We start from the raw sequence: 25,566 nt of genomic DNA on the forward strand, positions 1-25,566 counted from the left end.
AACCTGTAAAGGCTCAATCAGTGGCGAACATCAAGTCCCAGATCAAGCGGATCAAGACCAACGAGAAGGCCCGGCTGCGCAACAAGGCCGTCAAGTCCTCCCTGAAGACCGCGATCCGCAAGGCCCGTGAGGCTGCTGCCGCGGGTGACGTCGAGAAGGCCACCGAGTACCAGCGCGCTGCCGCGCGTCAGCTCGACAAGGCCGTCTCGAAGGGCGTCATCCACAAGAACCAGGCCGCCAACAAGAAGTCGGCGCTTGCTTCCAAGGTGGCCGGCCTCAACGGCTGACCCTTTCTGATCTGACCGCCGGAGGGAATCGAGCGGGCCCTCTCTCATCCGCTCCCGTCCGGCACCCCGGATCTGCGCGCGGCCTGCGTTCGCCACGCGGGCGCGGATCCAGCATCGTGAACCGAAGGCCCCGGCGCCCGCCCTTCCCCAGGGCGGAAGCCGGGGCCTTCGGCATGCCCGGGCTTCGCGCTCTGCTCAGGCCCAGAACTCGTTGCTCTTGTCGATGTCCTCGACGCACTCGTCGAGATCGGTGATCTTGTCCCCGACGATCCGGAACACAATCCCTCCCGTCTCGTCGATGCTCCGGCCCTGCCGCTCGGCGGTGAACCGGTGCACGGACACGACATGCCCCCGCCCGTCGACCAGCAGATACCGCAACTGGACCCTCATGGTCCCGTTCGTCTCCGCACCGAGCCGGCCGTACATCTCGATGATCGAGTCCAGCCCCTTGAAGTCACCGGACAGCGGATGCGAACCGGGCACATGGTGCGTGGCGTCCCCGGCCGTCAGACTCCGCAGGGTATCCATGTCCCCCCGCGAGAACGCCTCGTATCCCCTGCGGACGAGCGCCGCGTGCGGGTGTTCAGCCATGACGACCGCCACCTCTCCATGACCTCGGCGATATGCGGCTGATGGCTCTGATTGTCCTCTCACCGGTCGGCATTTTCAGCCCGGTCCGAGTGGGCCTGCGAAGTCGCACCCCCGGCATCAGCCGACGCCGCCGCCTACGTCCGCCCGCGCGACCGCGCCGCCCGCGCGATCGCGACGACCGCCTTCTCCAGGGCGTACTCGGGGTCGTCCCCGCCGCCCTTCACGCCCGCGTCCGCCTCGGCCACCGCCCGCAGCGCGACCGAGACCCCGTCCGGCGTCCACCCCCGCATCTGCTGCCGCACCCGGTCGATCTTCCACGGCGGCATCCCCAGCTCCCGCGCGAGATCCGCGGGCCGCCCACCTCGCGCCGACGACAGCTTCCCGATCGCCCGTACGCCCTGCGCGAGCGCACTGGTGATCATCACCGGCGCCACACCGGTCGCCAACGACCATCGCAGCGCCTCCAGCGCCTCCGCGGTGCGGCCCTCGACCGCCCGGTCGGCGACGGTGAAGCTCGACGCCTCCGCCCGCCCGGTGTAGTACCGCCCGACCACCGCCTCGTCGATCGTCCCCTCGACGTCGGCCACCAGCTGCGACACGGCCGACGCCAGCTCCCGCAGATCGCTGCCGATCGCATCGACCAGCGCCTGACTCGCCTCCGGCGTCGCCGACCGCCCCGCCGCCCGGAACTCACCCCGCACGAACGCCAGCCGATCCGCCGGCTTGGTCATCTTCGGGCAGGCCACCTCCCGCGCCCCGGCCTTGCGCGCGGCGTCGAGCAGCCCCTTGCCCTTCACACCGCCCGCGTGCAGGAGCACCAGCGTGATCTCCTCGGCGGGCGACCCGAGATACGCCTTCACGTCCTTCACGGTGTCGGCCGACAGGTCCTGCGCGTTGCGCACCACCACGACCTTGCGCTCCGCGAAGAGCGAGGGGCTGGTCAGCTCGGCAAGCGTGCCGGGCTGCAACTGGTCCGGGGTCAGATCCCGTACGTCCGTATCGGCGTCGGCGGCCCGGGCGGCGGCCACCACCTCCTGCACGGCACGGTCGAGCAGAAGGTCCTCCTGGCCCACGGCGAGCGTCACGGGGGCGAGAGGGTCGTCATTCGCAGTCTTCCTGGCCATCGCGACAAGCATGGCACGCACCACTGACAACGAACGCCGCCGAACCCGGCCTTCCCGGTCCCACGGGTCCTACTGCTCACGCCGCGGCCCGTGCCACGGGTCCTACTGCTCACGCCGCGGCCCGTCCCACGGGCCTTACGGCTCCTCCCGCGCCCATCCCACGGGCCTTACGGCTCCTCCCGCCACCCGTCCCACGCGCCCACGAACTCGTCCAGCTCCCCGGGGTCGAGCCGTCCCTCCTCGTCCCGCAGGACGACCAGCCACTGCGCGTCCTCCGCGTCGTCCTCCCCGGCCAACGCGTCCCGCACCAGCTGCGGCTCCTCGGCCACCGCGAACCGCTCCCCGAGCGCCTCCGCCACTTCCTCGGCGGCATCCCGGTCGGGCAGCACCAGCACATGTCTCACATCACTCACGCCCCCATTCTCCGGCACCCACCCGACACCACCCGCACCACGGACGGCCGCCCCTCAGACACCACCCGCACCACGGACAGCCACCCCTCAGACACCACCCGCACCACGGACAGTCACCCCTCAGGCACCCACCTTCACGCGCCGACGATCAGCCCCTTCCCTGTCGCGCTCACCGCCCGGCCCTGCCGAAGGCCCGCACCTCCGGCACCCGCTCCAGCCCGATCCCGAACCGCTCCCGGTACACCGCCAGCACCTCCTCGTCCGTCGCCAGCTCCCGCACCTCGCGCGTCCCGTCCGCCGCCGTCACCTTGAGGCTCCGGCCGCTGAGCGTGATCCTGCCCCCGTCCTCCGCGACCCGCGAACACACCAGCGACTGCGTGAAGTGCGACCCCGGCGACGTGCTGTGCCACCACGCGCCCGCCACGAAGTCGCGCAGCACCCGAGGCCGGACCTCCAGGCGGTACTGACGTTGGCCGTTCATGACGACGTCCAGGTCCGCCGCCTCGGCCGCCGCGACCCCACCGCCCCGTACCCCCGCCGCGTCCGGCGCCGCCTCGACGACCCGGAACGTGCCCGCGGGATCCGCCTGCTCCTCCCGTACCCCGATCGCCAGCGGCCGGTGACTGTTCGCCCCGAAGCCGACGTCGACCAGCCAGTCGCCCCCGTCCACCGTCCGCACCCGCAGCGCGAGGTGGTCGTACGGGATACCGAGCCGCCCCTCCTCCCCGTACACCCGGCCCGCGAGCAACGTCACGTCGAACCCCAGCGCGCCGAGCAACGCCCCGAAGGCGCCGTTGAGTTCGTAGCAGAACCCTCCCCTGTTCGCCCCGACCACCTTGTCCAGCAGCCGCTTCTCCTCCAGCACGATCTCCTCGCCGAGATGCACCGACAGGTTCTCGAAGGGAACGGCCCGCAGTTGGCGCAGCTGAAGCTCGCGCAGGGCGTCCGTGGTGGGCCGCGCGGGGCGGCCGGCTCCCAGACGGCGGAGGTAGGCGTCGACCTGTACAGAATCCATGCCTTCAGTCTCCGCCACGTCTCCCCGGTCGACCCACGCTCGCGACCGACCTCAACCTCCCACCACCCTCAGTTCCTCCTCCGTGCCGGCGACCGCCAGTGCCCCGTCCTCGTCCGTGCGCAGCACCACCGCGCCCTGGGCCCGCAGGGCCGCGACCGTGCCGGGAGCCGGGTGGCCGTACGGGTTGTCCCGGCCGCAGGAGATCAGCGCCAGCCGTGGGGCCACCCTCCGTATGAGTTCCGGATCCTGGTAGGCCGAGCCGTGGTGAGCCACCTTCAGCACGTCCACGCCGCCCAGCGACGCGCCCGCCGGTGACCTCAACAGCGCTTGCTGGGCCGGGGGTTCGAGATCGCCGAGCAACAGGAACCGCAACCCGCCCGACCGCACGAGCAACGTGACGCTGGCGTCGTTCGGCCCTTCCGGTTCCGGCGTCGCAGGCGCTCCCGCGACCCCCGGCGGCGAACCCGGGGGCGGCCACACGACCTGCCAGGCCAGCGCCCCGGTCCGCCGCTCCTCCCCCGCGACCGCGCGGGTGACCGGGATGTGCCGCCGCGCCGCCTCTCGCCGCACGAACTCCACCTGATCCACGGGCTCTTCGAACCCGGTCGTCTCGATCGCGCCCACGGCCCGTCCCCGCAGCACCCCGGGCAGGCCCGCCACATGGTCGGCGTGGAAGTGGGTCAGCACGACCAAGGGGACCTTGGTGATCCCGAGTGTGCGCAGGCACCGGTCGACGAGCGCCGGGTCGGGCCCGGCATCGACCACCACACCGGTGCCGTCACCCGCCGCGAGCACCGTCGCGTCCCCCTGCCCCACGTCGCAGACCGCGAACCGCCAACCCGGCGGCGGCCACCCCGTGACCACCCGGGTCAGCGGCGGTGGCTGCACCACCACCAGCACTAGCAGCAGCCCGCACGCCCCGCACCACCACGGGTGCCGCAATAACCGCCGCCCGGCCAGGACGACCGCCCCCGTGACCACGGCGAGCAGCGCCGCCCCGCCCCAGCTGCCCGGCCAGTCCACCCCCGAGCCGGGCAGTGCGGCCCCGGTGCGGGCGACGTCCGCGATCCATCCGGCGGGCCAACTCGCGCACCACGCCAGCACCTTGGCCACCGGCAACGCCACGGGCGCCGTCGCCAGCGCCGCGAAACCCAGCACCGTGGCCGGGGCCACGGCGAACTCCGCGAGCAGATTGCACGGCACCGCCACCAGACTCACCCGCGCCGACAGCACCGCCACGACCGGCGCGCACAAAGCCTGCGCGGCACCGGCGGCGGCCAGCGCCTCGGCCAGCCGCGGTGGCACCCGCCGCCGTTGCAGGGCCGCGCTCCAGCGGGGCCCGATCGTCAGCAGGGCCCCGGTGGCCAGCACGGACAGCAGGAACCCGTAACTGCGGGCCAGCCAGGGGTCGTACAGCACCAGCAGCAGTACGGCCGTCGCCAGCGCCGGGATCAGCGATCTGCGGCGTCCGGTGGCCAGCGCCAGCAGCACGACCGCTCCGCAGGCCGCGGCCCGCAGCACGCTCGGGTCCGGCCGGCACACGACGACGAAGGCCAGCGTCAGTACCCCGCCCAGCACCGCCGTCGTACGCAGCGGGAGGCCGAGCCGGGGCGCGAGGCCTCTGCGCTCGACGCGTTGGGCCAGCCCGGGCGGTCCGATGAGCAGGGCGAGGATGATCGTGAGGTTGCTCCCGGAGACGGCGAGCGTGTGGGTGAGGTCGGTGGCCTTGAACGCCTCGTCCAGCCCGGGCGTGATCCGCGAGGTGTCCCCGACGACCAGCCCCGGCAACAGCGCCCGGGCGTCACCGGGCAACGGCTCCGTGGCCGCCCGCAGCCCCGCCCGCAGCCGTCCGGCGAACCGCTGCACTCCCGACGGCTCCGCCACGACCTCTGGCCCCACCCGACCCGAGACCCGCGCCACCCCGGCGACCCGGTCCCCCTCCACCATCGTCGGCGCCAGCCGCGCACTCACCCGCACCCGAGTGGAAGGCAACAACCGAAGCCACGCCGCCGCTCCGGGCCCGACATCCGCATCCGCGCCGCCCCGATCGCTCTGATCGCCCCACTCCTTCCGACCACTGGCCTCATCCACCCAACCGCCACCGTTGTCCCCGCGGCCGCCGGCCCCGTCCACCCCCCTTCCGTCTCGGTCGCTCCCCCTTCCCGATCCCACGTCCACCATCACCAGCACCGGCGTCCGCGTCGCCACCGTCGTCCCGTCGGCCTCCTCGACCCTCCGCACCTCCGCGCCGATCAGCACGGAGGCCGGTGCCATGTGATCCCCCTTGACCCGTGGTCGGGTGAGCCGGGGATCGGAGGTGACCTCGACCTCGGCGGTCACGGTGGCGTACTCCCGCACCAGCCCGGGAACCGGCCCCCGGCGCAGGTCGGCGCCGTGCAGCCCGGCGGAGGCGGCGGCCGCGGCGACACACAGGAGCACCGCGGCGATCGCCACGCGTCTCCCCACACGTCCGCGCCACAGCAGGAGCACGGCCCCCATGGCCAGGCACCCGACGCCGACACCGGTGACCCACTCCTGTGCGGCGTCCAGCAACGACGCCGCCGTCACCCAGGCGGCGAGCGCGGGCGGCACGAGTCGTAGATCCGTCGGCCCTTCCTGCCGCGGGTCGGCCGCTCCCAGCCGGGCGCGGGCCGTGGCGTGCACCGCAGGACGCGGCGGGGCCGTTGCGCGCGGAGGCCTCGGCGGCCCCGGGAGGCCGCTCATGGCCGTACGAGATTCCGCAGGTCGGCGAAGCGGCGTTCCCCGATGCCGTTGACCTCGCGCAGTTCGTCCACCGAGCGGAAACCGCCGTGCTGGGTGCGGTAGTCGACGATGTGCTGGGCCAGCACCGGACCGACGCCGGGAAGAGTGTCGAGCTGGTCCACGGTCGCCGTGTTGAGGGAGACGGGCGCGGCGGGCCCGGCCCCCGGCGCCGAGCCACCTGAACCGGCCGCGCCTCCGGCCGCTCCGGCCGACCCTCCCACTGCTCCCGCCGCCCCCGCCGGGGCCCCCACGACGACCTGCTCACCGTCCACCAGGAAGCGGGCCCGGTTGAGGCCGGTGGTGTCCGTGCCCGGCCGCACCCCGCCGGCCGCGCGGAGGGCATCCGCGACCCGCGACCCCGCCGGGAGCCGGCGAATGCCGGGTTCGCGGACCTTGCCGCTGACGTCCACCACGATCTCGGCCGTCGCCGTACCGGCCACGCTCGGCGCACCGCTCGCGGCGCCGGGCCCCGCCTCCTCGTGCCGCTCCTGGAAAGGCACCGCGGCCCGCACGACCTCCGGCGCCGCCACCGACTGTGTACGGCCGCTCCAGAAGTGCTGTACGGCGAAGCCGGCTGCGACCACGAGCAGCACGGTCAGCGCGACGACGCTCCGCCGCTCCAGTCCACACCTGGCCTGAAGCCACACCGGCACCCGCTCCCGCACGGCAAGCCCGACCCGCCCCCGCCAATCCCCGTCCCCCGAACCCGAACCCGAACCTGAACCCGAGCCCGACGACACCGAGCCCGAGGCCGAGGCCGACGGAGGATCCACCCAGGACTGCGACTCCGACGGACGATCCACCCAGGACTGCGACTCCGACGGACGATCCGCCCAGGACTGCGACGCCCCCGGACCGCCCGGCCCATCACGGCCCGACCCCGCATCCCGGCCACCGCCCGGCTCCACCCCCGACTCGCGCCCCACCCCCGCCCGTTCGGCGAAGATGACCTCCGCGCGCCGCCGAAGCTCCTCGGCCGACGCATACCGCTGTCGTGCCCGGCCCCTGGTCGCAGGACTGCGGCGATGGCGGGTGCGGACATCCGAGGCGGGGCCACGGCCCGCCCCACTGGTGGGAGTTGCTGTGCGTGAACGTGATTGAAGTGCCATGCGACGAGGATCGGGCACATCACGCATCCGCGATGATCTTGCTCAATTCCCGGGGACAACCACCCAGTTGTGGATAACTCCATCACCCACACGAGTGATGAACCGCCGCCCCCGTGTCACCGTCACCGAGGCGAGACCACAGCCCCCAGCAACCCGGGCCCCGTGTGCGCCCCGATCACCGCCCCGACCTCGCTCACATGCAGGTCCGCCAGCCCGGGCACCCGCGCCCGCAGCCGGTCCGCCAGGGCCGACGCCCGGTCGGGGGCGGCGAGATGGTGCACTGCGATGTCGACCTGGGCGCTTCCCGCCCGGTCGGCCACGATCTCCTCCAGGCGGGCGATCGCCTTCGACGCCGTACGCACCTTCTCCAGCGGTTCGATGCGGCCCCCCTGCAACTGAAGCAGGGGCTTGACCGCGAGCGCGGAGCCGAAGAGGGCCTGCGCCGCCCCGATCCGGCCACCGCGGCGCAGATAGTCGAGGGTGTCGACGTAGAAGTAGGCGGAGGTGCCGGCGGCCCTCTTCTCCGCGGCCGTCACGGCCTCGTCGATGGTGCCGCCGCTCTCCGCGGCCTCGGCCGCCGCGAGCGCGCAGAAGCCGAGTGCCATGGCGATCATCCCGGTGTCCACGACCCGCACCGGCACCGGCGCCTCGCGGGCCGCGAGGACGGCCGCGTCGTAGGTGCCGGAGAGTTCGGCGGAGAGGTGGAGGGAGACTATTCCGGTGGCACCGGCCTCGGCCACCCTGCGATAGGTCTCCGCGAAGAGCTGCGGGCTCGGGCGGGAGGTGGTGACCGGACGTCGCTTCTGGAGAGCCTGGGCCAGGGACCGGGTCGAGATCTCGGTGCCCTCTTCGAATGCCTGGTCGCCGAGGACCACGGTCAGCGGCACCGCCGTGATGCCGTGACGCTCCATCGTCCGCGGCGGCAGGTAGGCCGTTGAATCGGTGACGATCGCGACATGGCGGGACATGAGCTGGAGGTTACCTGGCGTAGCGCCCGGGCGGCAGTCCGACCCCTCCCGGCCGGGAGGGCCGTGGCCGGATCAAGTCGTGCTCTCGGGGCGGGGCTTCTTCTGCCAGGGGTAGGTGGGGCGGGTGGTCGGCGGAGTGATGGCTGCGTTCTGTGCCGGTTCCTCGGCCGTACGGGAGCGGGGGGTCTCCGGCCAGGTCTGCTGGGAGCTGGAGCCTTCGGCGGCGGGGGCCTCGGGCCAGGGCGGTGGCGAGGACTGCGCGCGGGTGGGGCTCGACGGCTCGGTCGTGGTCCAGTGCCGCAGCGCGCCGGCCTCCATGTCGATCTGGGTGCTCAGCGAGTCCAGGTCGTCGTCCGCGAAACGGCGGGCCCGGTCACGCGCGGCCCAGCGCAGGGAGTCCGCGGACCGGGTGATGGTCTCGGTGCGCTCGCGCAGGGCGGGCAGCCGCTCGGCGAGGGTCGCGCGGTCCGGTTCGGACTCCAGTCGGCGCAGTTCGGCGTCGAGTTCGTGGCCGTGCGCGCTCAGCCGCTCGAAGAGGGCGAGGGACTCCTTGAGGGACTCGTCCTCGGCCACGCCCGCGTGCAACGCGTCCTGCGTGGCGCGCATGGACGTGCGCAGTTTCAGCCGCAGTTGGGCGACCTCGCCCGCCGGGCCGGGCTGCACCATGGACTTGGCGCGCAGGGTGTGGTCCTCGACGGTGCGCCGGGCCTGGGTGATCGTGCGGTCCACGCCCCGCTTGGCGGCGCCGACGGCCTTCACGGTGGCGTACGCACCCAGTACCAGGAAGAAGACGAAAAGCAGAGCGACGACCGTCATCAGTGCCTCCACAGCGCTCCTCCTCCGACCGGGCGCGAGGCTCCGCGCCGCTCTTCAACGGTAAACGCCACGGGCAGGCCCGAAGTTCCAGAAGAACCCCGAACCTGCCCGTACCGAACCCCTAAGGGCCGACCGCCGACGCCGACCGCCGGCCACCGCCACCGGCCATGGGCCATCAGCCCCAGCCACCGGCCACGGCCACCAGCCACCAGCCACCAGCCACCAGCCACCAGCTACCGGCTACCGGCGAGACGCTTACGCCGGAACGATGTTCACCAGCTTCGGCGCCCGCACGATCACCTTGCGGATGCCCGCCCCGTCCAGCGCCGCCACGACCTTGTCGTCGGCCAGCGCCACCTTCTCCAGCTCCTCGTCGGAGATGGCCGGCGAGACCTCCAGGCGGGCCTTGACCTTGCCCTTGATCTGCACGACGCAGGTCACGGTCTCGTCCACGACGTACGCCGGGTCGGCGACCGGGAAGTCCTGGTGGACCACCGAGTCGGTGTGCCCCAGCTTGCGCCACAGCTCCTCGGCGATGTGCGGGGCCAGCGGAGCGACCAGCAGCACCAGCGACTCGGCGACCGAGCGCGGCACCGCGCCACCCGCCTTGGTCAGGTGGTTGTTCAGCTCGGTGACCTTGGCGATGGCGGTGTTGAACCGCATGCCCTCCAGGTCCTGCCGGACGCCGTCGATGGCCTTGTGCAGTGCCCGCAGGGTGTCCTCGTCGGCCTCGGTGTCGACGACGGTCACCTCACCGGTCGCCTCGTCGACGACGTTGCGCCACAGCCGCTGCAGCAGCCGGAACTGGCCGACCACCGCGCGCGTGTCCCACGGCCGGGAGACGTCCAGCGGGCCCATGGCCATCTCGTACAGGCGCAGGGTGTCGGCGCCGTACTCCTCGCAGATGGACTCGGGGGTGACCGCGTTCTTCAGCGACTTGCCCATCTTGCCCAGCAGCTTGGTGACCTTCTCGCCCTGGTAGTAGAAGGCGCCGTCGCGCTCCTCCACCTCCTCGGCGGGCACCGGGAAGCCACGGCTGTCGCGGTAGACGAAGGCCTGGATCATGCCCTGGTTGAACAGCTTGTGGAACGGCTCCGCGGAGGAGACGTGGCCCAGGTCGAACAGCACCTTGGACCAGAAGCGCGCGTACAGCAGGTGCAGCACGGCGTGCTCGGCGCCGCCCACGTACAGGTCGACGCCGCCGTGCGGCTGGCCCTCGCGCGGGCCCATCCAGTACCGCTCGATCTCGGGGTCGACCAGCTGCCGGTCGTTGTGCGGGTCCAGGTAGCGCAGCTCGTACCAGCAGGAACCGGCCCAGTTGGGCATGGTGTTGGTCTCGCGCCGGTACTTCCGCGGGCCGCGTCCGTCGCCCAGGTCCAGCGTGACGTTGACCCAGTCCTCGTTGCGGGACAGCGGGGTCTCCGGGGAGGTGTCCGCGTCGTCCGGGTCGAAGGTGCGGGGCGAGTAGTCCTCGACCTCGGGCAGCTCCAGCGGCAGCATCGACTCGGGCAGCGAGTGCGCGATGCCGTCCTCGTCGTAGACGATCGGGAAGGGCTCGCCCCAGTAGCGCTGCCGGCTGAACAGCCAGTCGCGCAGCCGGAAGTTGACGGTGCCCTCGCCGATGCCGGACCGCTCCAGCCACTCGGTGATGCGCGCCTTGGCCTCGGCGACCGGCAGGCCGTCCAGGGAGACGCCCGCGCCGGAGGAGTTGATGATCTTCGCATCGTACGAGGCGAAGGCGTCCTCCCACGTGGAGGTGTCGGTGCCGCGGCCGTCGGTCGGCTCGACGATGCAGGTGATCGGCAGCTCGAAGGCGCGCGCGAACTCGAAGTCGCGCTGGTCGCCCGCCGGCACGGCCATGATCGCGCCGGTGCCGTAGCCCATCAGCACGTAGTCGGCGATGAAGACCGGGATCTGCTCGCCGTTGACCGGGTTCTTGGCGTACGAGCCGGTGAAGACGCCGGTCTTGTCCTTGGCCTCGGCCTGCCGCTCCACGTCGGACTTGGAGGCGGCCTGTGCGCGGTACGCGGCGACGGCCTCGGCCGGAGTGGCGTGACCGCCGGTCCACACGTCGCGGGTGCCCTCGGGCCAGGCGGCCGGGGTGAACTTCTCGACCAGCGGGTGCTCGGGCGCCAGCACCATGTAGGTCGCGCCGAACAGGGTGTCGGGGCGTGTGGTGAAGACGGTGATCTTCTCGCCGTCGATCGGGAAGTCGACGCGGGCGCCCTCGGAGCGGCCGATCCAGTTGCGCTGCTGCAGCTTGATGGCCTCGGGCCAGTCCAGGGCGTCCAGGTCGTCCAGCAGCCGGTCGGCGTACGCGGTGATCCGCATGTTCCACTGGCGCAGCTTGGCCTTGAAGACCGGGAAGTTGCCGCGCTCGGAGCGGCCGTCGGCGGTGACCTCCTCGTTGGCCAGCACGGTGCCCAGGCCGGGACACCAGTTGACGGGCGCGTCGGAGGCGTAGGCCAGGCGGAACTCGCCCAGGACGTCGGCACGCTCGGCGGCGGTCAGCTCGTTCCACGCGCGCGTGTGCCCCGGTACGGCGCGCTCACCGGACTCGAACTGGGCGACCAGCTCGGCGATCGGGCGGGCCTTCCTGGCCTCGTCGTCGTACCAGGAGTTGAAGATCTGCAGGAAGATCCACTGGGTCCACTTGTAGTACTCGGGGTCGATCGTGGCGAACGACCGGCGCTTGTCGTGGCCCAGGCCCAGCCGGCGCAGCTGGGTCTTCATGTTCTCGATGTTGGCCTCGGTGGAGACACGCGGGTGCGTGCCGGTCTGCACCGCGTACTGCTCGGCGGGCAGGCCGAAGGCGTCGAAGCCCAGGGTGTGCAGGACGTTGTGGCCGGTCATCCGCTGGAAGCGGGCGAAGACGTCGGTGGCGATGTAGCCCAGCGGGTGGCCGACGTGCAGGCCCGCACCGGAGGGGTACGGGAACATGTCCATGATGAACTTCTTGGGCTTGGCGGCCAGCTCCGGGTCGCCCGCCAGGTCACCCTTGGGGTTCGGTGCGGCGTACGTACCCTCGGCGTCCCAGAAGTCCTGCCAGCGTGCCTCGATCTCGGCCGCGACGGCGGCCGTGTAGCGGTGCGGCGCGGCCACCTCGGCGGCAGCGGCGGGGTTCGTCTCGCTCATGATCCTTAAGCTCCATCGATCGTCTCTGCCGGCGGCTGTCTCGTTCCGGAAACGAAAAATCCCCTCGCACAGGAGGGGACGCCGCGCTGACTCCGACCGGCCGGCTCGTCCGGCGGTCGGGACTGATCAGCGCGGCCCGCTAAGCAGAAGGCGTACGGCACGCATGGCGTCAGGGTACCGCAGCCGTTGAGCAAGCCGCGACGCACATACGTATGCCTCCTATGGCCCCGGACATCGGGTACCGAACTGAACAAACGTCAAAAGTTACTTCGCGTAACGCCCCCTAAGGGACACCACAACGACCCCACGGCCTTTTGGTAACAGCGCAATAACTCAAATCCCGTACCGATCGGTATGGCTCCACTTAGAGTGCGGCAGCGGGACCGCCTACCCGAACTGCTCGGAGTTGCCCCCATGAACCCTCGTCGAAGTAACAGCTCGCTCCCCAGGCCCGGCCGCTCGGCCTACGGCATGGCGACGGCTGTCGCTCTGCTCTTCATACCCGTGTTCGTGCTGGTAGGAGGTGACACGGTCCGTGACTTCCTGAACTTCGGCGCGGGCGTGCTGTCCCTCGTCTCCCTCAGCTGCTCGGTGATCTGGGGTCTGGTCGCCCAGGACCGGATCTTCCTCAACCCCAAACAGCGGATCATCGGCCAGGCCGTGCACCGCACGACCGCCGTCGGCTCGATCGCCTTCCTGCTGCTGCACATCACCACGAAGGTCGCCCTCGACCACACCCAGCTGATCGCCGCGCTCATCCCGTTCTCGCTCGGCGTCACCGGCAGCGCCGGTCTGATCGGCCTCGGCTCGCTGGCCGGCCTGCTGATGATCTTCGTGGGCATCACCGGCGCCCTGCGCAACCAGTTCGCCTCCCCGGCGCCGGTCGCGGCCCGCTGGCGCGCCATGCACATGCTGGCCTACCCGGCCTGGTGTTTCGCCCTGATCCACGGGCTCTACGCGGGTCGCCAGGCGAAGCCGATCTTCGTGATCCTCTACGGCCTCTCCCTGGCCGGCGTCATGGCCGCGCTCGCCCTGCGCGCGGCGCCCCGCCCGGTCAAGCGCAAGGTCGCCGACCGCATCCAGGCGATCCTGGGCACCGAGGAGCGGCCGGGCCGCGAGGAGCTGGACGCGAGCCGGGCCAGGGTCGCCGAGGCCTCCTCCGCCGCGCTGCCCGGCTACGAGAACGCCCGCACCGCACAGCCGCGCGCGACACCCTCCTACGACACCCCGGCCCCGGAACCCGCGAACGGCTTCGCGGCCGCCTACCGGGCCGTCACCCCGACACCGCGCATCCCGCAGCAGCCCTCGTACGGCGCCGCCGACCAGACCGCCCGCATGGACCTGCCGATGGACATGCAGACCACGGAGGCCATGCCCCGCTACGACAGCGGCGGCAGCACCTCGGGCAGCTGGCCGATCCCGTCGCCGCCGCCGGTCGGCGAGGCGCCTCCGTCGGCCTACGACCCGCTCCAGGACACCGGATACAACATCCCGACCTACCGCAATGCGGACACGTCCGGATACGGCACGAGTGACGTGTACGACACCGGTGAGTCGAACACCGTTTCCGGCGCGTACTACTCGAACGACACGTACAACAGCGGTCCCGCCACTGATCCAACGCCCGGTGAGTCCTACGACTTCGGTGCACCGGGCTCGGGCGAACCTTGGAACATGCCTTCCGGAGGTTATAGGTGAACGAGGCCCTGCCCGACGTCCCAGAAGTCCGCGTGGTCGGTCTTCCCCAGCTCACGTCGGGCTTCGACCTTGTCGAAAGACTCGATCTGCCCATGCACCTGAAGGTGCACGGGCCGCTCGAACCCCTGGGCGGCGAGCAACTCGCGAAGCTCGCCGAGAACATCAACCTGAAGGGCCGCGGCGGCGCGGGCTTCCCCTTCCACAAGAAGCTGCGCTCGGTCGCCGAGGCGGCCATCAAGCGCGGGGTACGGCCGGTCGTCGTCGTCAACGGCAGCGAGGACGAACCGGCGTGCCGCAAGGACACGGTGCTCATCAACCGTGCCCCGCACCTCATCCTGGACGGCGCCCTGCTGGCCGCCGAGGCCCTGGGTGCCCGCACGCTCGTGGTGGGGGTCACCCGGGAGTCCACGCAGCGCTCCATGGAGGCCGCGCTCGCCGAACGCGGCCTCAGCAACGGCCGCAGATCGGCGCTCCGCGCGCGCGTGCAGCGCAATCCCGTCCGTATGGTCACCGGAGCCGCGGCCTCGCTGATCCGCTCCATCGACGGCGGCCCGGCGATCCCGCCCGGCCGCAAGGTCAGCGCCTCGCAGAACGGCGTCGGCGGCGCCCCGACCCTGCTGTCGAACGCCGAGACCTTCGCGCAGCTGGCGATCGCCGCCCGCATCGGCCCCGAGCGCTACGGCAACACCGGCCTGTACGACGAGCCGGGCACCGTCATGCTCACGGTCTCCGGCGCGGTCGCCCGCCCCATGGTCATCGAGGTCCCCACGGGCGTGCCGCTGCGCTACGTCCTCCAGCTCGCCGGCGCCCCACCGGTCCCGCAGGGTGTGCTGACCGGCGGCTACCACGGCAAGTGGATCGACGCGGCGACGGTCAACGAGGCGATCGTCTCCCGCAACTCCCTGGACGCGGTGGGCGGTTCGCTCGGCGCGGGGGCGATCCTGCCGATCAGCCAGGACACCTGCCCGCTGGGCGAGTCCCTGATGGTGGCCAAGTGGCTGGCCGAGGAGAGCGCGGGCCAGTGCGGCCCCTGCTACCTCGGACTGCCGGCCGCCGCGCGCGGCATGGAGGACATCCTCAACGGCGGCGGTCCGGCCGCCCTGGAGGCGCTCAAGCAGGTCGCCAAGAACGTGAAGCGGCGCGGCGCGTGCTCGCACCCGGACGGCTCGGCGATGTTCCTGGAGTCGACCATCAAGGCGTTCACCGACGACCTCGCCGCCCACGTCCTCGGAAACGGCTGCGGACGGCCCGTGGAGGGCGTTCTGCCGCTCTTCGAGGGCGGCAAGACCCCGGTGGGCATCCCCGGCGGCGGCGAGGCCGAGGAGAACGGCCCCAGCCGTCAGAAGATCTACGTCGACTGGACGCTGTGCCGCGGCCACGGACTGTGCGCCGACATCCTCCCGGAGGTCTTCGAACTCGGCGCCGACGGCTTCCCCACGGTCGCCCAGGCCCAGGTCCCCCGCTACGCCGAGGCGAAGGCCCTGCGCGCGGTGCGCCGCTGCCCCGCCCTCGCCCTGCGCCTGGAGGAGTCGGCCCCCCGCGACAACGGCCAGTCCCGCAACCTCCCGGTCCTCTCCCAGGGCCGCGGCCGCCGGGCGCTGGGCCGCTGAGTCGACAGCACGAAGGGGCCGCCCGATCCGGGCGGCCCCTTCGTCGTTCGGGGAGCACGAGGACAACTGCCCCTGGAAACGCAAGAATCCCGCCGGATCTTTCGATCCGGCGGGATCTTTCTGTGGAGCTAAGGAGAATTGAACTCCTGACCTCCTGCATGCCATGCAGGCGCTCTACCAACTGAGCTATAGCCCCTTGCCTGGTGTCTCCCGGGGTTTCCCCCGGCGACGACGCCAACATTAACCGGCCCCGGGGCGGAACACCAAATCGTTTCCGGCCCCCAGCGGACGAACCGGTCAAGCCGTCACGAACGAGTAGAAACGCTTGAGTGTGCAGTGCTCCTCCAGGAGTCGACCGTAGATCGGCTCACCCTCGAGTTCGCGGTACGTCTCGATCGGGTCGCCTTTTATGATCAGCGCCCGCGCGCATTCCTCGCACCAGTACTGGTAGTCGGGATTGAGCGGCTCCATGTCCCGGACGATCGGCGTCCCGCTGCCGCACCAATCGCACTTTCGCCTGTGTGCACCCATCGATCAGCTCCAGCTGTGGCCGCAGGCCGTGCACACGTAGGAGATTCCGCCGTTGTCACCGAGGACTTGGGCGACATGGAGGGAACCGCAGGAAGGGCAGGTGAGCCGGGTGACCGTGTCCCGTGTCGACGCTGCTTCAAGGAGGTGGCCGACCTCCTTGAGGATGCTCGCAGGCATCACTGCTCCCTCCCGTCGGGCCGCGCCCCCTTCCGGCCGTTTGATTCTGCCACGGCCGGACCAATACGGTCAGCGACGCCTCAGTACCAGTCCGGACACGGCCCCCAGGGCGGCCGTCCCGGCCAGCGCGAACATGCACGCCGAAAGCGCCTCCGCAGAGGTATACGCCTCCAAGGCCCCGAGTGACTCAAGCCGGTTCAAGAACAGTGTGCCGAACGCCGCGACACCGGTCAGCTGGCCGAGCTGGGTGACCGTGGCGAGCAGCCCGCTGGCGTCCGCCGCGTCCTCGGGCCGCACCGTGGCCAGCGCCCGGGTCAGGGTGGGGCTGAAGGCGAGCGCGAGACCGACGCCGACCCCGGCGTACGACACGTACACCCACACCCCGCCGTCGCCGCCGCCGTCGAGCGCCAGGCCGACCCCGGCCACGGCCACCGCGGTGAGCAGGAACCCGGTCGGTGCCAGGGCGCGCTGCCATGCGGCGGGCCAGCGCCGCCAGGTCAGTCCGACCACGCCGAAGACGACCGCGGTCGGCGCGAAGGTGAGTCCGGCGCGCAGGGCGCTGTAGCCGAGGCCGCCCTGGACGTGCAGCGTGAGCACGAACAGGAAGCCCCCGTTGACCGCCATGGCGGCCAGGATCCGCAGCACGGCCAGGCCCATGCCGGGGTGGCGCAGCACCCGGGGTGCGATCAGCGGGTCGCCGCCGCGGCGGGCGAGCCCGGACTCGTACCGCCAGAACACCGCGAACAGCACGGCGGCCGTGCCCAGCGACAGCCACGACCACAGCGGCCAGTCCTCCTCCTGCCCGAGCACCAGCGGCACCGTGAACAGCGACACGGCCGCGCCGAGCAGCACCAGTCCCGGCAGGTCCATGCCGCGCCCGCGCTCCGGCTCGCCCCCGCGTTCCCGCGGCAGGACACGTCGGCCGATGATCAGGAGGACGGCGCCGACGGGCACGTTCACCAGGAACACCGGCCGCCAGCCCGTGCCCAACAGATCGGCGCTGACCAGGACTCCGCCGAGGATCTGCCCGGCGGCGGCGCCGACGGCGAGGACGGCGGAGTACGCGCCGAGCGCCTTCACCCGCGCCTCGCCGACGAAGTTGCGCTGGATGAGGCTGAGCACCTGCGGGATCATCACCGCCGAACCGGCGCCCTGGATCAGCCGGAAGGCGATGAGTTCCGTGGCGCCCTGCGCGAGACCGCAGGCGAGCGAGGCGGCGGTGAACAGCGCCATCCCGGCGAGGTGGACCCGGCCGTGCCCGAACCGGTCGCCGAGCCGGGCCCCGGTGATCAGCAGCACGGAGTAGGTGATGGTGTAGCCGGCGACCACCAGCTGCAACTCCGCGCCGGAGGCGTGGAGTTCGGTACCGATGGTGGGGGCCGCGACGTTGACGATGAAGACGTCGAGCAGCGCCATGAACAGGGCGGCGAGCACGACGGCGAGCAGCGGCCCGGGGCCTTTGTCAGTGCCGGGTGCTTCACTGATCGCAGTGCTGGGAACGGGTGCTGCACCCGGTCCGGAACGGGGTGTTGTCGTCATGGCGTCGAGCGTGCCGCCGCTCCGGTACGGGTGCCGAGAGCCCACTGATGCTGGTACTGACAGCACCTGGCAGCGCACGGTCCGGGCGTCGACGATGGGGGGTGTGACGATGGGGACGACACAGCGCCGCCGACCTGAGCTGGCCGCGTTCCTGCGCAGCAGGCGGGCGCGGGTGACACCGCAGGACGTGGGGATGCCACCGGGCTTACGGCGCCGTACGCCGGGGTTGCGGCGTGAGGAGGTCGCCCAGCTCTCGGGGGTGGGCGTGACCTGGTACACGTGGCTGGAGCAGGGCCGCCCGATCAACGCCTCCGCGCAGGTCCTGGACGCCGTGGCCCGCACCCTGCGGCTCGATCCGCCGGAGCGGGAGCATCTGTACCACCTGGCGGAGGTGCCGTACTCCGCCGTCCCGGAGGCCGCCGCGCAGACCCCGGGTCCGGAGATCCAGGGCATCATCGACGCCCTCGAACCGCGCCCGGCGGTGGTCTACAACGCGCGGTACGACATCCTGGCCGCCAACGACGTGTACCGCACCGTGTTCGGCGCGCCGCTGGTGCAGCGCTCCGGTCGCCTTCCCAACGCCCTGTGGGGGCTGTTCACCGCGGCGGAGGACGACTGCCCGCTGATGTTCCGGGAGAGGGAGCTGCCGTCGATGGTCGCGACCCTGCGCGCGGCCTACGGCCTGCATGCCGGCGAGCCCTCCTGGGAGGACTTCATACGCAAGCTGTCCGCGGCGAGTCCGCTGTTCGCCCGGCTGTGGGAGAGCGGCGACGTGGCGGAGCCCGGACGGCATGTGAAGGGTTTCCGGCATGCGGCGGTGGGCGAGCTGCGGATGACGTCGGTGTCGTTGTCGATCCACGGGATGCCGGAGTGCCGGATCGTCGTCTACACGCCGGACGACGAGGAGACGGCGCGGCGGACGGCCCGCCTGGTGGAAATGAAAAATCCCGCCCTCTAGGGACGGGATCTTCATCAACTGATCTTTGACAACTCGAGAGTGTCGATCTGTGGAGCTAAGGAGAATTGAACTCCTGACCTCCTGCATGCCATGCAGGCGCTCTACCAACTGAGCTATAGCCCCAAGCTTCGTTCTTCCCGCTCGGCGGGGCGAACAAGAAGAACTTTAGCCTGCGACCTGCCGGAAAGTGAAATCCGCTCAGTCGTCGTCCCCGAGCACCGGTTCCGGCAGGGTGCCGGCGTTGTGCTCGAGCAGCCGCCAGCCACGAGCGCCCTCGCCGAGGACGGACCAGCAGCAGTTGGAGAGGCCGCCGAGGCTCTCCCAGCTCCGGGCCTCCAGGCCGAGGAGGCGGCCGATGGTGGTGCGGATGGTGCCGCCGTGGCTGACGACGACGAGGGTGCCCCCGTCGGGGAGCTTGTCGGCGTGCCGGAGCACCACGGGGGCGGCGCGGTCGGCCACCTCGGTCTCCAGCTCGCCGCCGCCGCGGCGGACCGGCTCACCGCGCTTCCACGCGGCGTACTCCGCGCCGTAGGAGGCGATGATCTCCTCGTGCGTCAGCCCCTGCCAGGCGCCCGCGTACGTCTCGCGCAGGCCCTCGTCGTGGCTGACGTCGAGGCCGGTGAGCACGGCGAGCTCGGCGGCCGTGTTCGCGGCCCGCTGGAGGTCCGAGGCGATGATGGCGTCGGGCTTCAGGGAGGCGAGCAGCCGGGCGGCGCGGCGGGCCTGGGCGACGCCGGTCTCGGTGAGGGCGACGTCCGTGGTGCCCTGGAAGCGGCGTTCCACGTTCCAGGAGGTCTGGCCGTGCCGCCACAGGATGACGCGGCGGCCGCGGCCGCCCCGCTTCGCGTCCGTCACCTCACCCGTGGCACTCATCGCCAGTCACCATCGAGGTCGGCGGACTCCTCGGCGGCCTGGAGCTTGGCGTGCTCCTCGGCCTTGCCGCGGGTGGCCTTGGCGTCCTCGGGCAGGTCCAGCTCGGGGCAGTCCTTCCACAGCCGCTCCAGGGCGTAGAAGACACGCTCCTCGCTGTGCTGGACGTGGACGACGATGTCGACGTAGTCGAGCAGGACCCAGCGGGCCTCGCGGTCGCCCTCGCGGCGTACCGGCTTGGCGCCGAGCTCCTTCTGCAGGCGCTCCTCGATCTCGTCGACGATCGACTTGACCTGACGGTCGTTGGGCGCGGAGGCCAGCAGGAAGGCGTCCGTGATCGACAGCACGTCGCTGACGTCGTAGGCGATGATGTCGTGCGCGAGCTTGTCGGCGGCCGCCTGGGCGGCGGTGTGGATGAGCTCGATGGAGCGGTCAGTGGCGGTCACTACACGGCTTTCGGTCGGCGGTCACTTGACCTCAAGGGTCTCACGGACCGCCGAGCGCACCCCATGTGATTAAGGAACCACCAGGTGGGGCCGGGTCACGGGTGTCCGCGACCCGGCCTCACGGGGGCCGCTACGAGGACGGGTCGTAGTTCTGGCCGAGGACCACGGAGACGTTCGCGTTCGAGGTGGTCTTGCCCTTGCTGACGGCGCTGGTGGGCAGGCCCAGGGTCTTGGCGACCTCGGTGGCGTTCTCCTTGTCGGCGGCGTCGGCGTAGACGACCTTGGAGGCGGCCTGGGTGCCGGAGGCGGTGCCGCCCTCCAGGAAGGTGAAGCCGCCGTTGAGGAGGACCACGCGGGCTTTCTCCGTGTTGTCCTTCACACCGCTGGCGTTCTGGACCGAGACGCGGACGGCGGCGTCCTGGTCGGGGCTCTTGGCGGTGCCGCCGAGGACGTCCTTGACGACGCTGTCGCTGGCCTGCGCACTGAGGGTGCCGTCGGACTGGACGGGCAGCAGCGCCGTCTTGTAGTCGCCGCCCTTGGCGAGGTCGGCGAGCTTGGCGAGGAAGGTGCCGAGGTCCTTGTCGGTGAGGGACGGGTCGAGGATCTGCGCCAGCGTCTGCACGGTGGTCGTGGCGGCGCCCGCGTCGGAGGACAGCTTGCGCAGCACGGCCTGCATGACCTGCCCGAACCGCTCCAGCTGGGCGTTCTGGGCCTCGCCGGGGGCGCGGTAGGTGGCGTAGGCGACGGCCGTCTTGCCGCTGAGGGTCTGGGCCTTGCCCTTGTTCACCAGGGGCGCGGTGCCCTTCTTCTTGGCGGCCGGGTCGGGCACGTCGGTGTTGGTGTCGACGTCGATGTTGCCGACGAGGTCGACGAGGTTCTGCAGGTAGGGGGTGTCCAGGCGCCAGGTGCCCTGGATCTGGGTGCCGAGGACGGTGTCGATCGCGTCGCGGGTGCCGGAGGAACCGTCGTCCTCGACCGACTTGGCGAGCGTGGTCGTGGTGCCGTCGTCGTCGGTCAGGGCGAGGGAGTTGGGCAGCAGGACGGTGGTGCCCTGCCGGGTGGTGGTGTTGTCGACGAGCAGCGCCGTGGAGGTGCCGCCGCCCTTGGTGTTGTGCAGATGGACGACGATCACGTCACGGTTCTGGGCGGCGGTGGACGTGCCGGTGCCGGTCCCGGAGTCGGACGACGACGACAGTCCGGGCAGCTTCCCGGCGTACCAGAGATAGCCGACGCCGCCGACCGCGACGAGAGCCAGGACGACGACCAGGGCGACGAGCCGGCTGCGGGCGCGGCGCTTGGCCTCCTCGCGGCGCTCGGTGCGGTTCTCGGTGAAGTTCAGCCAGTCGATGACGTCCTCGGAGTCACCGTCGGGCTCCTCGACGAAGGCGAACTGCTCGGTGTGGTAGTCGCGTTCGGAACCCTCGGGCCGGGCGCGGCCGTCCGGTTCCTCGACCGGTCCCGCCTGCTGCGGGATGTAGGCGGTCTGTTCGGCGACCCGGGGCTGCTGCGCGCTGGTCGCGGCCTGCCCGTAGGGGTCGTACGGGGCGGCCGGCGCCCCGCCCTGCGCGCCCCCGTAGGGGTCGTAGGACGGCACGGGGTTCTGCTGACCGGTGTCGTAGGGGTCGTAGGCCTGTGCCGGGTACTGCCCCGTCTGCTGCTGTGCTCCGGCGGCGTACGGGTCGTAGCCGTAACCCTGCTGCGGCTGCTGCGCGTAGGGGTCGTACGGCTGCTGGTGCGGTTGCTGCTGGGGCACCTGCTGGTAGACGGGCCGGCCGTACTCGTCGTAGCCGACAAGCTGGTACTGGTCGTCGTGGTCGCCGTCGTGTCCCGCGTCGTATCGGTCGTTCACCGGTGCCCCTCTCGGCTCACTCGCCGCGGTACAGCTCGCGCTTGTCGATGTAGCGCACGACTCCGTCCGGCACCATGTACCAGATCGGGTCGCCCTTGGCGACTCTCGCACGGCAGTCTGTGGAGGAGATGGCGAGCGCGGGAACCTCCACGAGAGAGACACCGCCCTCCGGGAGCCCGGCGTCGGTCAGGTGGTGGCCCGGCCGGGTCACGCCGATGAAGTGCGCGAGGGAGAACAGTTCCTCCGTGTCCCGCCAGGTGAGGAGCTGGGCGAGGGCGTCGGCTCCGGTGATGAAGAAGAGGTCCGTGTCGGGGTTGAGCACCCGCAGGTCGCGCAGGGTGTCCACGGTGTACGTGGGTCCGCCGCGGTCGATGTCGATGCGGCTCACCGAGAACTGCGGGTTCTCGGCGGTGGCGATGACCGTCATCAGATAGCGGTCCTCGGCCGGCGAGACACTGCGGTGGCTCTTCTGCCACGGCTGCCCGGTCGGTACGAACACCACCTCGTCCAGGTGGAACTGCGCGGCGACCTCACTGGCCGCCACGAGGTGTCCGTGGTGGATCGGGTCGAACGTCCCGCCCATGACGCCGAGGCGGCGCTTGCCGGGGTTCGACGGGGCGTTGCCCGGGCCGGTAGGCATGTCCTGCTCTCCCATGCGTGCAGACCCTACCGGCCCGTTCCGTGCGGCCGGTCTCCCCCGGGCCCTCGGCGGCTCAGCGGTCGCGGTTGAAGCGGGTGGTGATCCACAGCAGAAGCAGCAGGACGACGAAGGCGCCACCGCCGGTGAGGTAGGGGCTCAGGCTCTCGTGGTTGCCGCCGTGCTCCTCGCCCTCGGCGGCAAGGGTGACCAACTGGGCAGCGGTGCTGTGGAAGCTCATCTGGACCTATCCGGTGTGGGCGGGATAAAGATGTCGGCCCATCGTAAGCGGGCGGCTCGGCGGCGATCACGCCGACTCCGCCGTTGGCGCACCGCGACGGAACTTCCGGCCCGGCTCAGTCGTCCTTCTGCTTGTAGCCCCGCAGCAGGAACCACGCGGTCAGCACACAGCCCACCACCATCACGACCAGTACGACCCGGAGCAGATACCCCGACCCTTCCTGCTGGGCTGCGTTCGCGGCTTCGGTCAGCCAGGCGGACGCGGGGCTGTGCTCCATGACGGGACTCCTTCGCTGTACTGCCCGTCCACCGTATCTCCGCCTAGGCTGGGCTCTGCTTCGGGGGGCGCAAAGGGCCGCACAAGGGTCCGCAAAGGACCACACTCACGCACATGGGGGAAGACATGTCCGACGACGGCCACGAGCAGAACGGACACGAGAACGTCCCGAGCAGGCAGCGCAGGCGCTTCCCCGGGATCTCCTCGCGTGCGTACGAACACCCCGCCGACCGCTCCGCCCTGGTGGCGCTGCGCAAGCTCAGCGGTTTCGACACGGTCTTCAAGGCACTCAGCGGCCTGCTGCCCGAGCGGAGCCTCCGGCTCCTGTTCCTGTCCGACTCGGTGCGGGTCTCGGAGCAGCAGTTCGCGTACCTCAACGACATGTTGCGGGACGCCTGTTACATCCTGGACCTGGAGAAGGTCCCGCCGATGTACGTCAGCCAGGACCCGAAGCCGAACGCGATGTGCATCGGCCTGGACGAGCCGATCATCGTGGTGACGACCGGCCTCGTCGAGCTGCTCGACGAGGAGGAGATGCGGGCCGTCGTCGGCCATGAGGTGGGCCACGCCCTGTCCGGCCACGCCGTCTACCGCACCATCCTGCTCTTCCTGACGAACCTCGCGCTGAGGGTGGCGTGGATCCCGCTGGGCAACCTCGCGATCATGGCGATCGTGACCGCGCTGCGCGAGTGGTTCCGCAAGTCGGAGCTGTCCGCGGACCGCGCGGGTCTGCTCGTCGGCCAGGACCTCCAGGCGTCGATGCGCGGCCTGATGAAGCTCGCGGGCGGCCACCATCTGCACGAGATGAACGTGGACGCGTTCCTGAAGCAGGCCGAGGAGTACGAGGCGGGCGGCGACCTGCGCGACTCGGTCCTGAAGATCCTGAACGTCCTCCCGCGCAGCCACCCCTTCACCACGGTCCGCGCGGCCGAGCTGAAGAAGTGGTCCGAGTCCCGCGACTACCAGCGCCTGCTGGACGGCCACTACCCGCGCCGCACCGAGGACAAGGACACGTCGGTCACGGACTCCTTCCGCGAGTCGGCGGCGAGCTACGCGAGCAACGTCAAGAGCTCCAAGGACCCGTTGATGAAGCTGGTCACGGACATCGCGGGCGGCGCGGGCGACCTGGGCGGCAGGGTGAGGCGAGGCTTCGGCGGCTTCACGGCCACGAACCCGAAGGACCAGCCCCCGAGGGAAACGGACGAGGACTGAAAATCGCCGGGAGGGTCAACGCTTCAAGGGGCGCGGGACTGTATCGATGTGCGGCTCCGCCGCGTGGGCGCGACCAGCCCCCACAGTCCGCAGCCGCCGCACAACCGAACCCCTACGGCGACTGGGCAGCAAAACGCCCCTCACCCTTTGGGCAACGCCCCCGAGGCCAACGTCCCACAAACCGCGGTGGCCCGATCCGTGGCGAACGGATCGGTCCCCACCGGCCCACCCGCCTTCGCCGTCTGCCCCGCCAGCAGCGGACTCAGCACATCCGCCGCGTTGTCACCGCAGGACAACGGCCCGGCCTGGACGTACGACGTGGACAGCTGCGCCTGATGCAGTCGTACGTCCTCCCGGTCGAACCGGAAGTGCAGCTCCCGCCGGACGGTGAACAGCGAGGCCTGCGCCTTGGCGCCGGCCCCGGCGGGCCGCAGCGCGTACACGTACGTGTGGTCCGCGGTCACCTCGAGGATCGTGGACTCGGTCTCGCTCACGGCCAGCGTCCCGCGCACCCGGATCTGCGGGTCGGCCAGCCGCACGCTCCTGGCGTCGAAGCGGACCAGCCATCCGGTCACCGCGTGCCGCCCGTCCGCGGCCGGATGGCTCAGGCTCTCGTCGAACTGGAGGTGCTGGTCGGCGGGGAGCAGGACGCGGACGGGCCGGGTCTGGCCGCCGGTGAGCACCTCCGGGTAGAGCGCGGACCGGACCAGGTACTCCTTGACCGTGTCCAGGGCGCTCATCACCTGGGTCTCGGAGAAGTGCGAGGTGTCGCGCGCGGCGGGCAGCGTGATCCCGGCGGCGCCGATGCGGAACTGGGCGGCGGGGCTGTGGTCGTACAGGTACTCGGGGTCGGCTGCGCCCGGCACCTTGCCCACGGGGGCGAGCGGGACGACGGTGGTCTGGAGGGGCATCGAGACGTCCCGTACCGCGGCGGGGGTCTGGTAGGGGTGCCGTACGCCCATGTAGATCGCCGTGCCGAAGGCGAGGGCGATCAGCAGGACGAGGGCGAGTGCCTGCCGGGACAGTCCCCGGCGCATCGGCGGGCGGCGTCGGACGGCGGGGGCGTGGTCGGCGATGCGCTCCTGCGCGGAGTACTCCTGGAGCCGGGCAGCACGGACGAACGACTCGTCGAACACGACGGATCGGTACTCGTCCTCACCACCCCCGGGGCCGCCCTCGGGTGCACCCTCAGGTGGTTCTCCAGGCCCTCCCATATCTTCAGAGTAGGTCTCCGGGAGCTCAGGTAAACGCCCCGCCGCACGACAAGTTCTGACAGGTTCTCACCAGGACCGTCAGCGGAC

The 25,566-nt window shown here is 71.3% G+C and carries 24 protein-coding genes and 2 tRNA genes; 5 read left to right on the forward strand and 21 right to left on the reverse strand.

Going from position 1 to position 25,566, the window contains the following annotated elements; genetic code table 11:
* The first annotated feature begins 20 nt into the window (after positions 1-20).
* Positions 21-287 carry a 30S ribosomal protein S20 gene (gene rpsT, locus EJC51_RS16900; protein WP_059191727.1) on the forward strand — a complete coding sequence of 89 codons (267 nt, stop codon included), beginning with the start codon at positions 21-23 and terminating at the stop codon, positions 285-287.
* A 195-nt stretch (positions 288-482) separates the two neighbouring features.
* Here the strand turns inward: rpsT and EJC51_RS16905 are convergent, their stop codons facing one another.
* From EJC51_RS16905 to leuS, 9 genes are all read right to left on the reverse strand, one after another.
* Positions 483-878, reverse strand: a complete 396-nt coding sequence (locus EJC51_RS16905; protein WP_126271850.1) for a nuclear transport factor 2 family protein — start codon at positions 876-878, stop codon at positions 483-485.
* Between the two features lie 134 nt (positions 879-1,012).
* Complete coding sequence (holA, locus tag EJC51_RS16910; RefSeq protein WP_208870714.1) at positions 1,013-2,002, reverse strand: DNA polymerase III subunit delta; 990 nt, start codon at positions 2,000-2,002, stop codon at positions 1,013-1,015.
* A 167-nt stretch (positions 2,003-2,169) separates the two neighbouring features.
* Complete coding sequence (locus EJC51_RS16915) at positions 2,170-2,415, reverse strand: hypothetical protein (protein ID WP_126271852.1); 246 nt, start codon at positions 2,413-2,415, stop codon at positions 2,170-2,172.
* Between the two features lie 169 nt (positions 2,416-2,584).
* On the reverse strand, positions 2,585-3,430 hold the full coding sequence (locus EJC51_RS16920; RefSeq protein WP_126271853.1) for an arylamine N-acetyltransferase family protein: 846 nt from the start codon (positions 3,428-3,430) through the stop codon (positions 2,585-2,587).
* 51 nt (positions 3,431-3,481) lie between these two features.
* Complete coding sequence (locus tag EJC51_RS16925; protein WP_126271854.1) at positions 3,482-6,154, reverse strand: ComEC/Rec2 family competence protein; 2,673 nt, start codon at positions 6,152-6,154, stop codon at positions 3,482-3,484.
* Positions 6,151-7,302 (reverse strand): ComEA family DNA-binding protein, encoded by a 1,152-nt coding sequence (locus tag EJC51_RS16930; protein WP_126271855.1) that lies wholly within the window; start codon positions 7,300-7,302, stop codon positions 6,151-6,153. Before EJC51_RS16930 ends, EJC51_RS16925 begins: the two co-directional genes overlap by 4 nt.
* A 122-nt stretch (positions 7,303-7,424) precedes the next feature.
* Positions 7,425-8,270, reverse strand: coding sequence for a DegV family protein (locus EJC51_RS16935; protein WP_126271856.1), 846 nt, complete (start codon positions 8,268-8,270; stop codon positions 7,425-7,427).
* 72 nt (positions 8,271-8,342) lie between these two features.
* Positions 8,343-9,086, reverse strand: coding sequence for a hypothetical protein (locus EJC51_RS16940; protein WP_399580910.1), 744 nt, complete (start codon positions 9,084-9,086; stop codon positions 8,343-8,345).
* 255 nt (positions 9,087-9,341) lie between these two features.
* The gene (leuS, locus tag EJC51_RS16945) at positions 9,342-12,221 is read right to left on the reverse strand and encodes a leucine--tRNA ligase (RefSeq protein ID WP_126271858.1); all 2,880 of its coding nucleotides are present in this window, start codon (positions 12,219-12,221) and stop codon (positions 9,342-9,344) included.
* A gap of 414 nt (positions 12,222-12,635) precedes the next feature.
* Here leuS and EJC51_RS16955 point away from each other — a divergent pair, with 414 nt between their 5' ends.
* Entirely contained in the window at positions 12,636-13,919 is a 1,284-nt protein-coding gene (locus EJC51_RS16955) for a ferric reductase-like transmembrane domain-containing protein (protein WP_244362674.1), read from the forward strand.
* Positions 13,916-15,529 (forward strand): NADH-quinone oxidoreductase subunit NuoF family protein, encoded by a 1,614-nt coding sequence (locus EJC51_RS16960; protein WP_126271859.1) that lies wholly within the window; start codon positions 13,916-13,918, stop codon positions 15,527-15,529. Before EJC51_RS16955 ends, EJC51_RS16960 begins: the two co-directional genes overlap by 4 nt.
* 123 nt (positions 15,530-15,652) lie before the next feature.
* Here the strand turns inward: EJC51_RS16960 and EJC51_RS16965 are convergent.
* From EJC51_RS16965 to EJC51_RS16980, 4 genes are all read right to left on the reverse strand, one after another.
* A tRNA-Ala gene (locus EJC51_RS16965) sits at positions 15,653-15,725 on the reverse strand.
* A gap of 101 nt (positions 15,726-15,826) precedes the next feature.
* On the reverse strand, positions 15,827-16,060 hold the full coding sequence (locus EJC51_RS16970; protein ID WP_019523121.1) for a hypothetical protein: 234 nt from the start codon (positions 16,058-16,060) through the stop codon (positions 15,827-15,829).
* 3 nt (positions 16,061-16,063) lie between these two features.
* Entirely contained in the window at positions 16,064-16,237 is a 174-nt protein-coding gene (locus tag EJC51_RS16975; protein WP_107080567.1) for a hypothetical protein, read from the reverse strand.
* Between the two features lie 69 nt (positions 16,238-16,306).
* Positions 16,307-17,671 carry an MFS transporter gene (locus tag EJC51_RS16980; RefSeq protein ID WP_244363395.1) on the reverse strand — a complete coding sequence of 455 codons (1,365 nt, stop codon included), beginning with the start codon at positions 17,669-17,671 and terminating at the stop codon, positions 16,307-16,309.
* Positions 17,672-17,885: 214 nt separating this feature from the next.
* On the opposite strand from EJC51_RS16980, the gene EJC51_RS16985 reads away from it, so the two are divergent.
* On the forward strand, positions 17,886-18,734 hold the full coding sequence (locus EJC51_RS16985; RefSeq protein WP_126271860.1) for a helix-turn-helix transcriptional regulator: 849 nt from the start codon (positions 17,886-17,888) through the stop codon (positions 18,732-18,734).
* A 50-nt stretch (positions 18,735-18,784) separates the two neighbouring features.
* Here EJC51_RS16985 and EJC51_RS16990 read toward each other — a convergent pair.
* The 7 genes from EJC51_RS16990 to EJC51_RS47755 all read right to left on the reverse strand — a co-directional run bounded on the left by EJC51_RS16990 (position 18,785) and on the right by EJC51_RS47755 (position 23,054).
* Positions 18,785-18,857 (reverse strand) — tRNA-Ala (locus tag EJC51_RS16990).
* Between the two features lie 75 nt (positions 18,858-18,932).
* A complete protein-coding gene (locus EJC51_RS16995) occupies positions 18,933-19,607 on the reverse strand; it encodes a histidine phosphatase family protein (RefSeq protein ID WP_126271861.1) in 675 nt (224 codons plus the stop codon).
* Entirely contained in the window at positions 19,604-20,050 is a 447-nt protein-coding gene (gene rsfS, locus EJC51_RS17000; protein ID WP_126271862.1) for a ribosome silencing factor, read from the reverse strand. Before rsfS ends, EJC51_RS16995 begins: the two co-directional genes overlap by 4 nt.
* Before the next feature lie 130 nt (positions 20,051-20,180).
* A complete protein-coding gene (locus EJC51_RS17005; protein ID WP_126271863.1) occupies positions 20,181-21,899 on the reverse strand; it encodes an LCP family protein in 1,719 nt (572 codons plus the stop codon).
* Positions 21,900-21,915: 16 nt separating this feature from the next.
* On the reverse strand, positions 21,916-22,554 hold the full coding sequence (gene nadD / locus EJC51_RS17010; protein WP_079310996.1) for a nicotinate-nucleotide adenylyltransferase: 639 nt from the start codon (positions 22,552-22,554) through the stop codon (positions 21,916-21,918).
* 58 nt (positions 22,555-22,612) lie between these two features.
* Positions 22,613-22,777, reverse strand: coding sequence for a hypothetical protein (locus EJC51_RS47750; protein ID WP_097263999.1), 165 nt, complete (start codon positions 22,775-22,777; stop codon positions 22,613-22,615).
* A 115-nt stretch (positions 22,778-22,892) separates the two neighbouring features.
* A complete protein-coding gene (locus tag EJC51_RS47755) occupies positions 22,893-23,054 on the reverse strand; it encodes a hypothetical protein (RefSeq protein WP_097264001.1) in 162 nt (53 codons plus the stop codon).
* A gap of 125 nt (positions 23,055-23,179) precedes the next feature.
* On the opposite strand from EJC51_RS47755, the gene EJC51_RS17015 reads away from it, so the two are divergent.
* On the forward strand, positions 23,180-24,265 hold the full coding sequence (locus EJC51_RS17015) for a M48 family metallopeptidase (RefSeq protein WP_126276988.1): 1,086 nt from the start codon (positions 23,180-23,182) through the stop codon (positions 24,263-24,265).
* A 140-nt stretch (positions 24,266-24,405) separates the two neighbouring features.
* Here EJC51_RS17015 and EJC51_RS17020 read toward each other — a convergent pair whose 3' ends face one another.
* Positions 24,406-25,479 carry an SCO2583 family membrane protein gene (locus EJC51_RS17020; protein ID WP_126271864.1) on the reverse strand — a complete coding sequence of 358 codons (1,074 nt, stop codon included), beginning with the start codon at positions 25,477-25,479 and terminating at the stop codon, positions 24,406-24,408.
* Between the last annotated feature and the right edge of the window lie 87 nt (positions 25,480-25,566).

The sequence above is a fragment of the Streptomyces aquilus genome (genome assembly GCF_003955715.1).
Lineage (GTDB): Bacteria > Actinomycetota > Actinomycetes > Streptomycetales > Streptomycetaceae > Streptomyces > Streptomyces aquilus.

What these genes read in the sequence shown, in the direction of transcription:
- EJC51_RS16940 (WP_399580910.1), bottom strand. Translation starts at nt 9,086, where the DNA reads ATGACGGTCGTCGCTCTGCTTTTCGTCTTCTTCCTGGTACTGGGTGCG.
- nadD (WP_079310996.1), bottom strand. Translation starts at nt 22,554, where the DNA reads ATGGGAGAGCAGGACATGCCTACCGGCCCGGGCAACGCCCCGTCGAAC.
- EJC51_RS47750 (WP_097263999.1), bottom strand. Translation starts at nt 22,777, where the DNA reads ATGAGCTTCCACAGCACCGCTGCCCAGTTGGTCACCCTTGCCGCCGAG.
- EJC51_RS17020 (WP_126271864.1), bottom strand. Translation starts at nt 25,479, where the DNA reads ATGGGAGGGCCTGGAGAACCACCTGAGGGTGCACCCGAGGGCGGCCCC.
- EJC51_RS16985 (WP_126271860.1), top strand. Translation starts at nt 17,886, where the DNA reads ATGGGGACGACACAGCGCCGCCGACCTGAGCTGGCCGCGTTCCTGCGC.
- EJC51_RS16955 (WP_244362674.1), top strand. Translation starts at nt 12,636, where the DNA reads ATGAACCCTCGTCGAAGTAACAGCTCGCTCCCCAGGCCCGGCCGCTCG.
- EJC51_RS47755 (WP_097264001.1), bottom strand. Translation starts at nt 23,054, where the DNA reads ATGGAGCACAGCCCCGCGTCCGCCTGGCTGACCGAAGCCGCGAACGCA.
- EJC51_RS16995 (WP_126271861.1), bottom strand. Translation starts at nt 19,607, where the DNA reads ATGAGTGCCACGGGTGAGGTGACGGACGCGAAGCGGGGCGGCCGCGGC.
- EJC51_RS16930 (WP_126271855.1), bottom strand. Translation starts at nt 7,302, where the DNA reads ATGGCACTTCAATCACGTTCACGCACAGCAACTCCCACCAGTGGGGCG.
- EJC51_RS16920 (WP_126271853.1), bottom strand. Translation starts at nt 3,430, where the DNA reads ATGGATTCTGTACAGGTCGACGCCTACCTCCGCCGTCTGGGAGCCGGC.
- EJC51_RS16975 (WP_107080567.1), bottom strand. Translation starts at nt 16,237, where the DNA reads ATGCCTGCGAGCATCCTCAAGGAGGTCGGCCACCTCCTTGAAGCAGCG.
- holA (WP_208870714.1), bottom strand. Translation starts at nt 2,002, where the DNA reads ATGGCCAGGAAGACTGCGAATGACGACCCTCTCGCCCCCGTGACGCTC.
- EJC51_RS16925 (WP_126271854.1), bottom strand. Translation starts at nt 6,154, where the DNA reads ATGAGCGGCCTCCCGGGGCCGCCGAGGCCTCCGCGCGCAACGGCCCCG.
- EJC51_RS16905 (WP_126271850.1), bottom strand. Translation starts at nt 878, where the DNA reads ATGGCTGAACACCCGCACGCGGCGCTCGTCCGCAGGGGATACGAGGCG.
- EJC51_RS16935 (WP_126271856.1), bottom strand. Translation starts at nt 8,270, where the DNA reads ATGTCCCGCCATGTCGCGATCGTCACCGATTCAACGGCCTACCTGCCG.
- leuS (WP_126271858.1), bottom strand. Translation starts at nt 12,221, where the DNA reads ATGAGCGAGACGAACCCCGCCGCTGCCGCCGAGGTGGCCGCGCCGCAC.
- EJC51_RS16970 (WP_019523121.1), bottom strand. Translation starts at nt 16,060, where the DNA reads ATGGGTGCACACAGGCGAAAGTGCGATTGGTGCGGCAGCGGGACGCCG.
- EJC51_RS17015 (WP_126276988.1), top strand. Translation starts at nt 23,180, where the DNA reads ATGTCCGACGACGGCCACGAGCAGAACGGACACGAGAACGTCCCGAGC.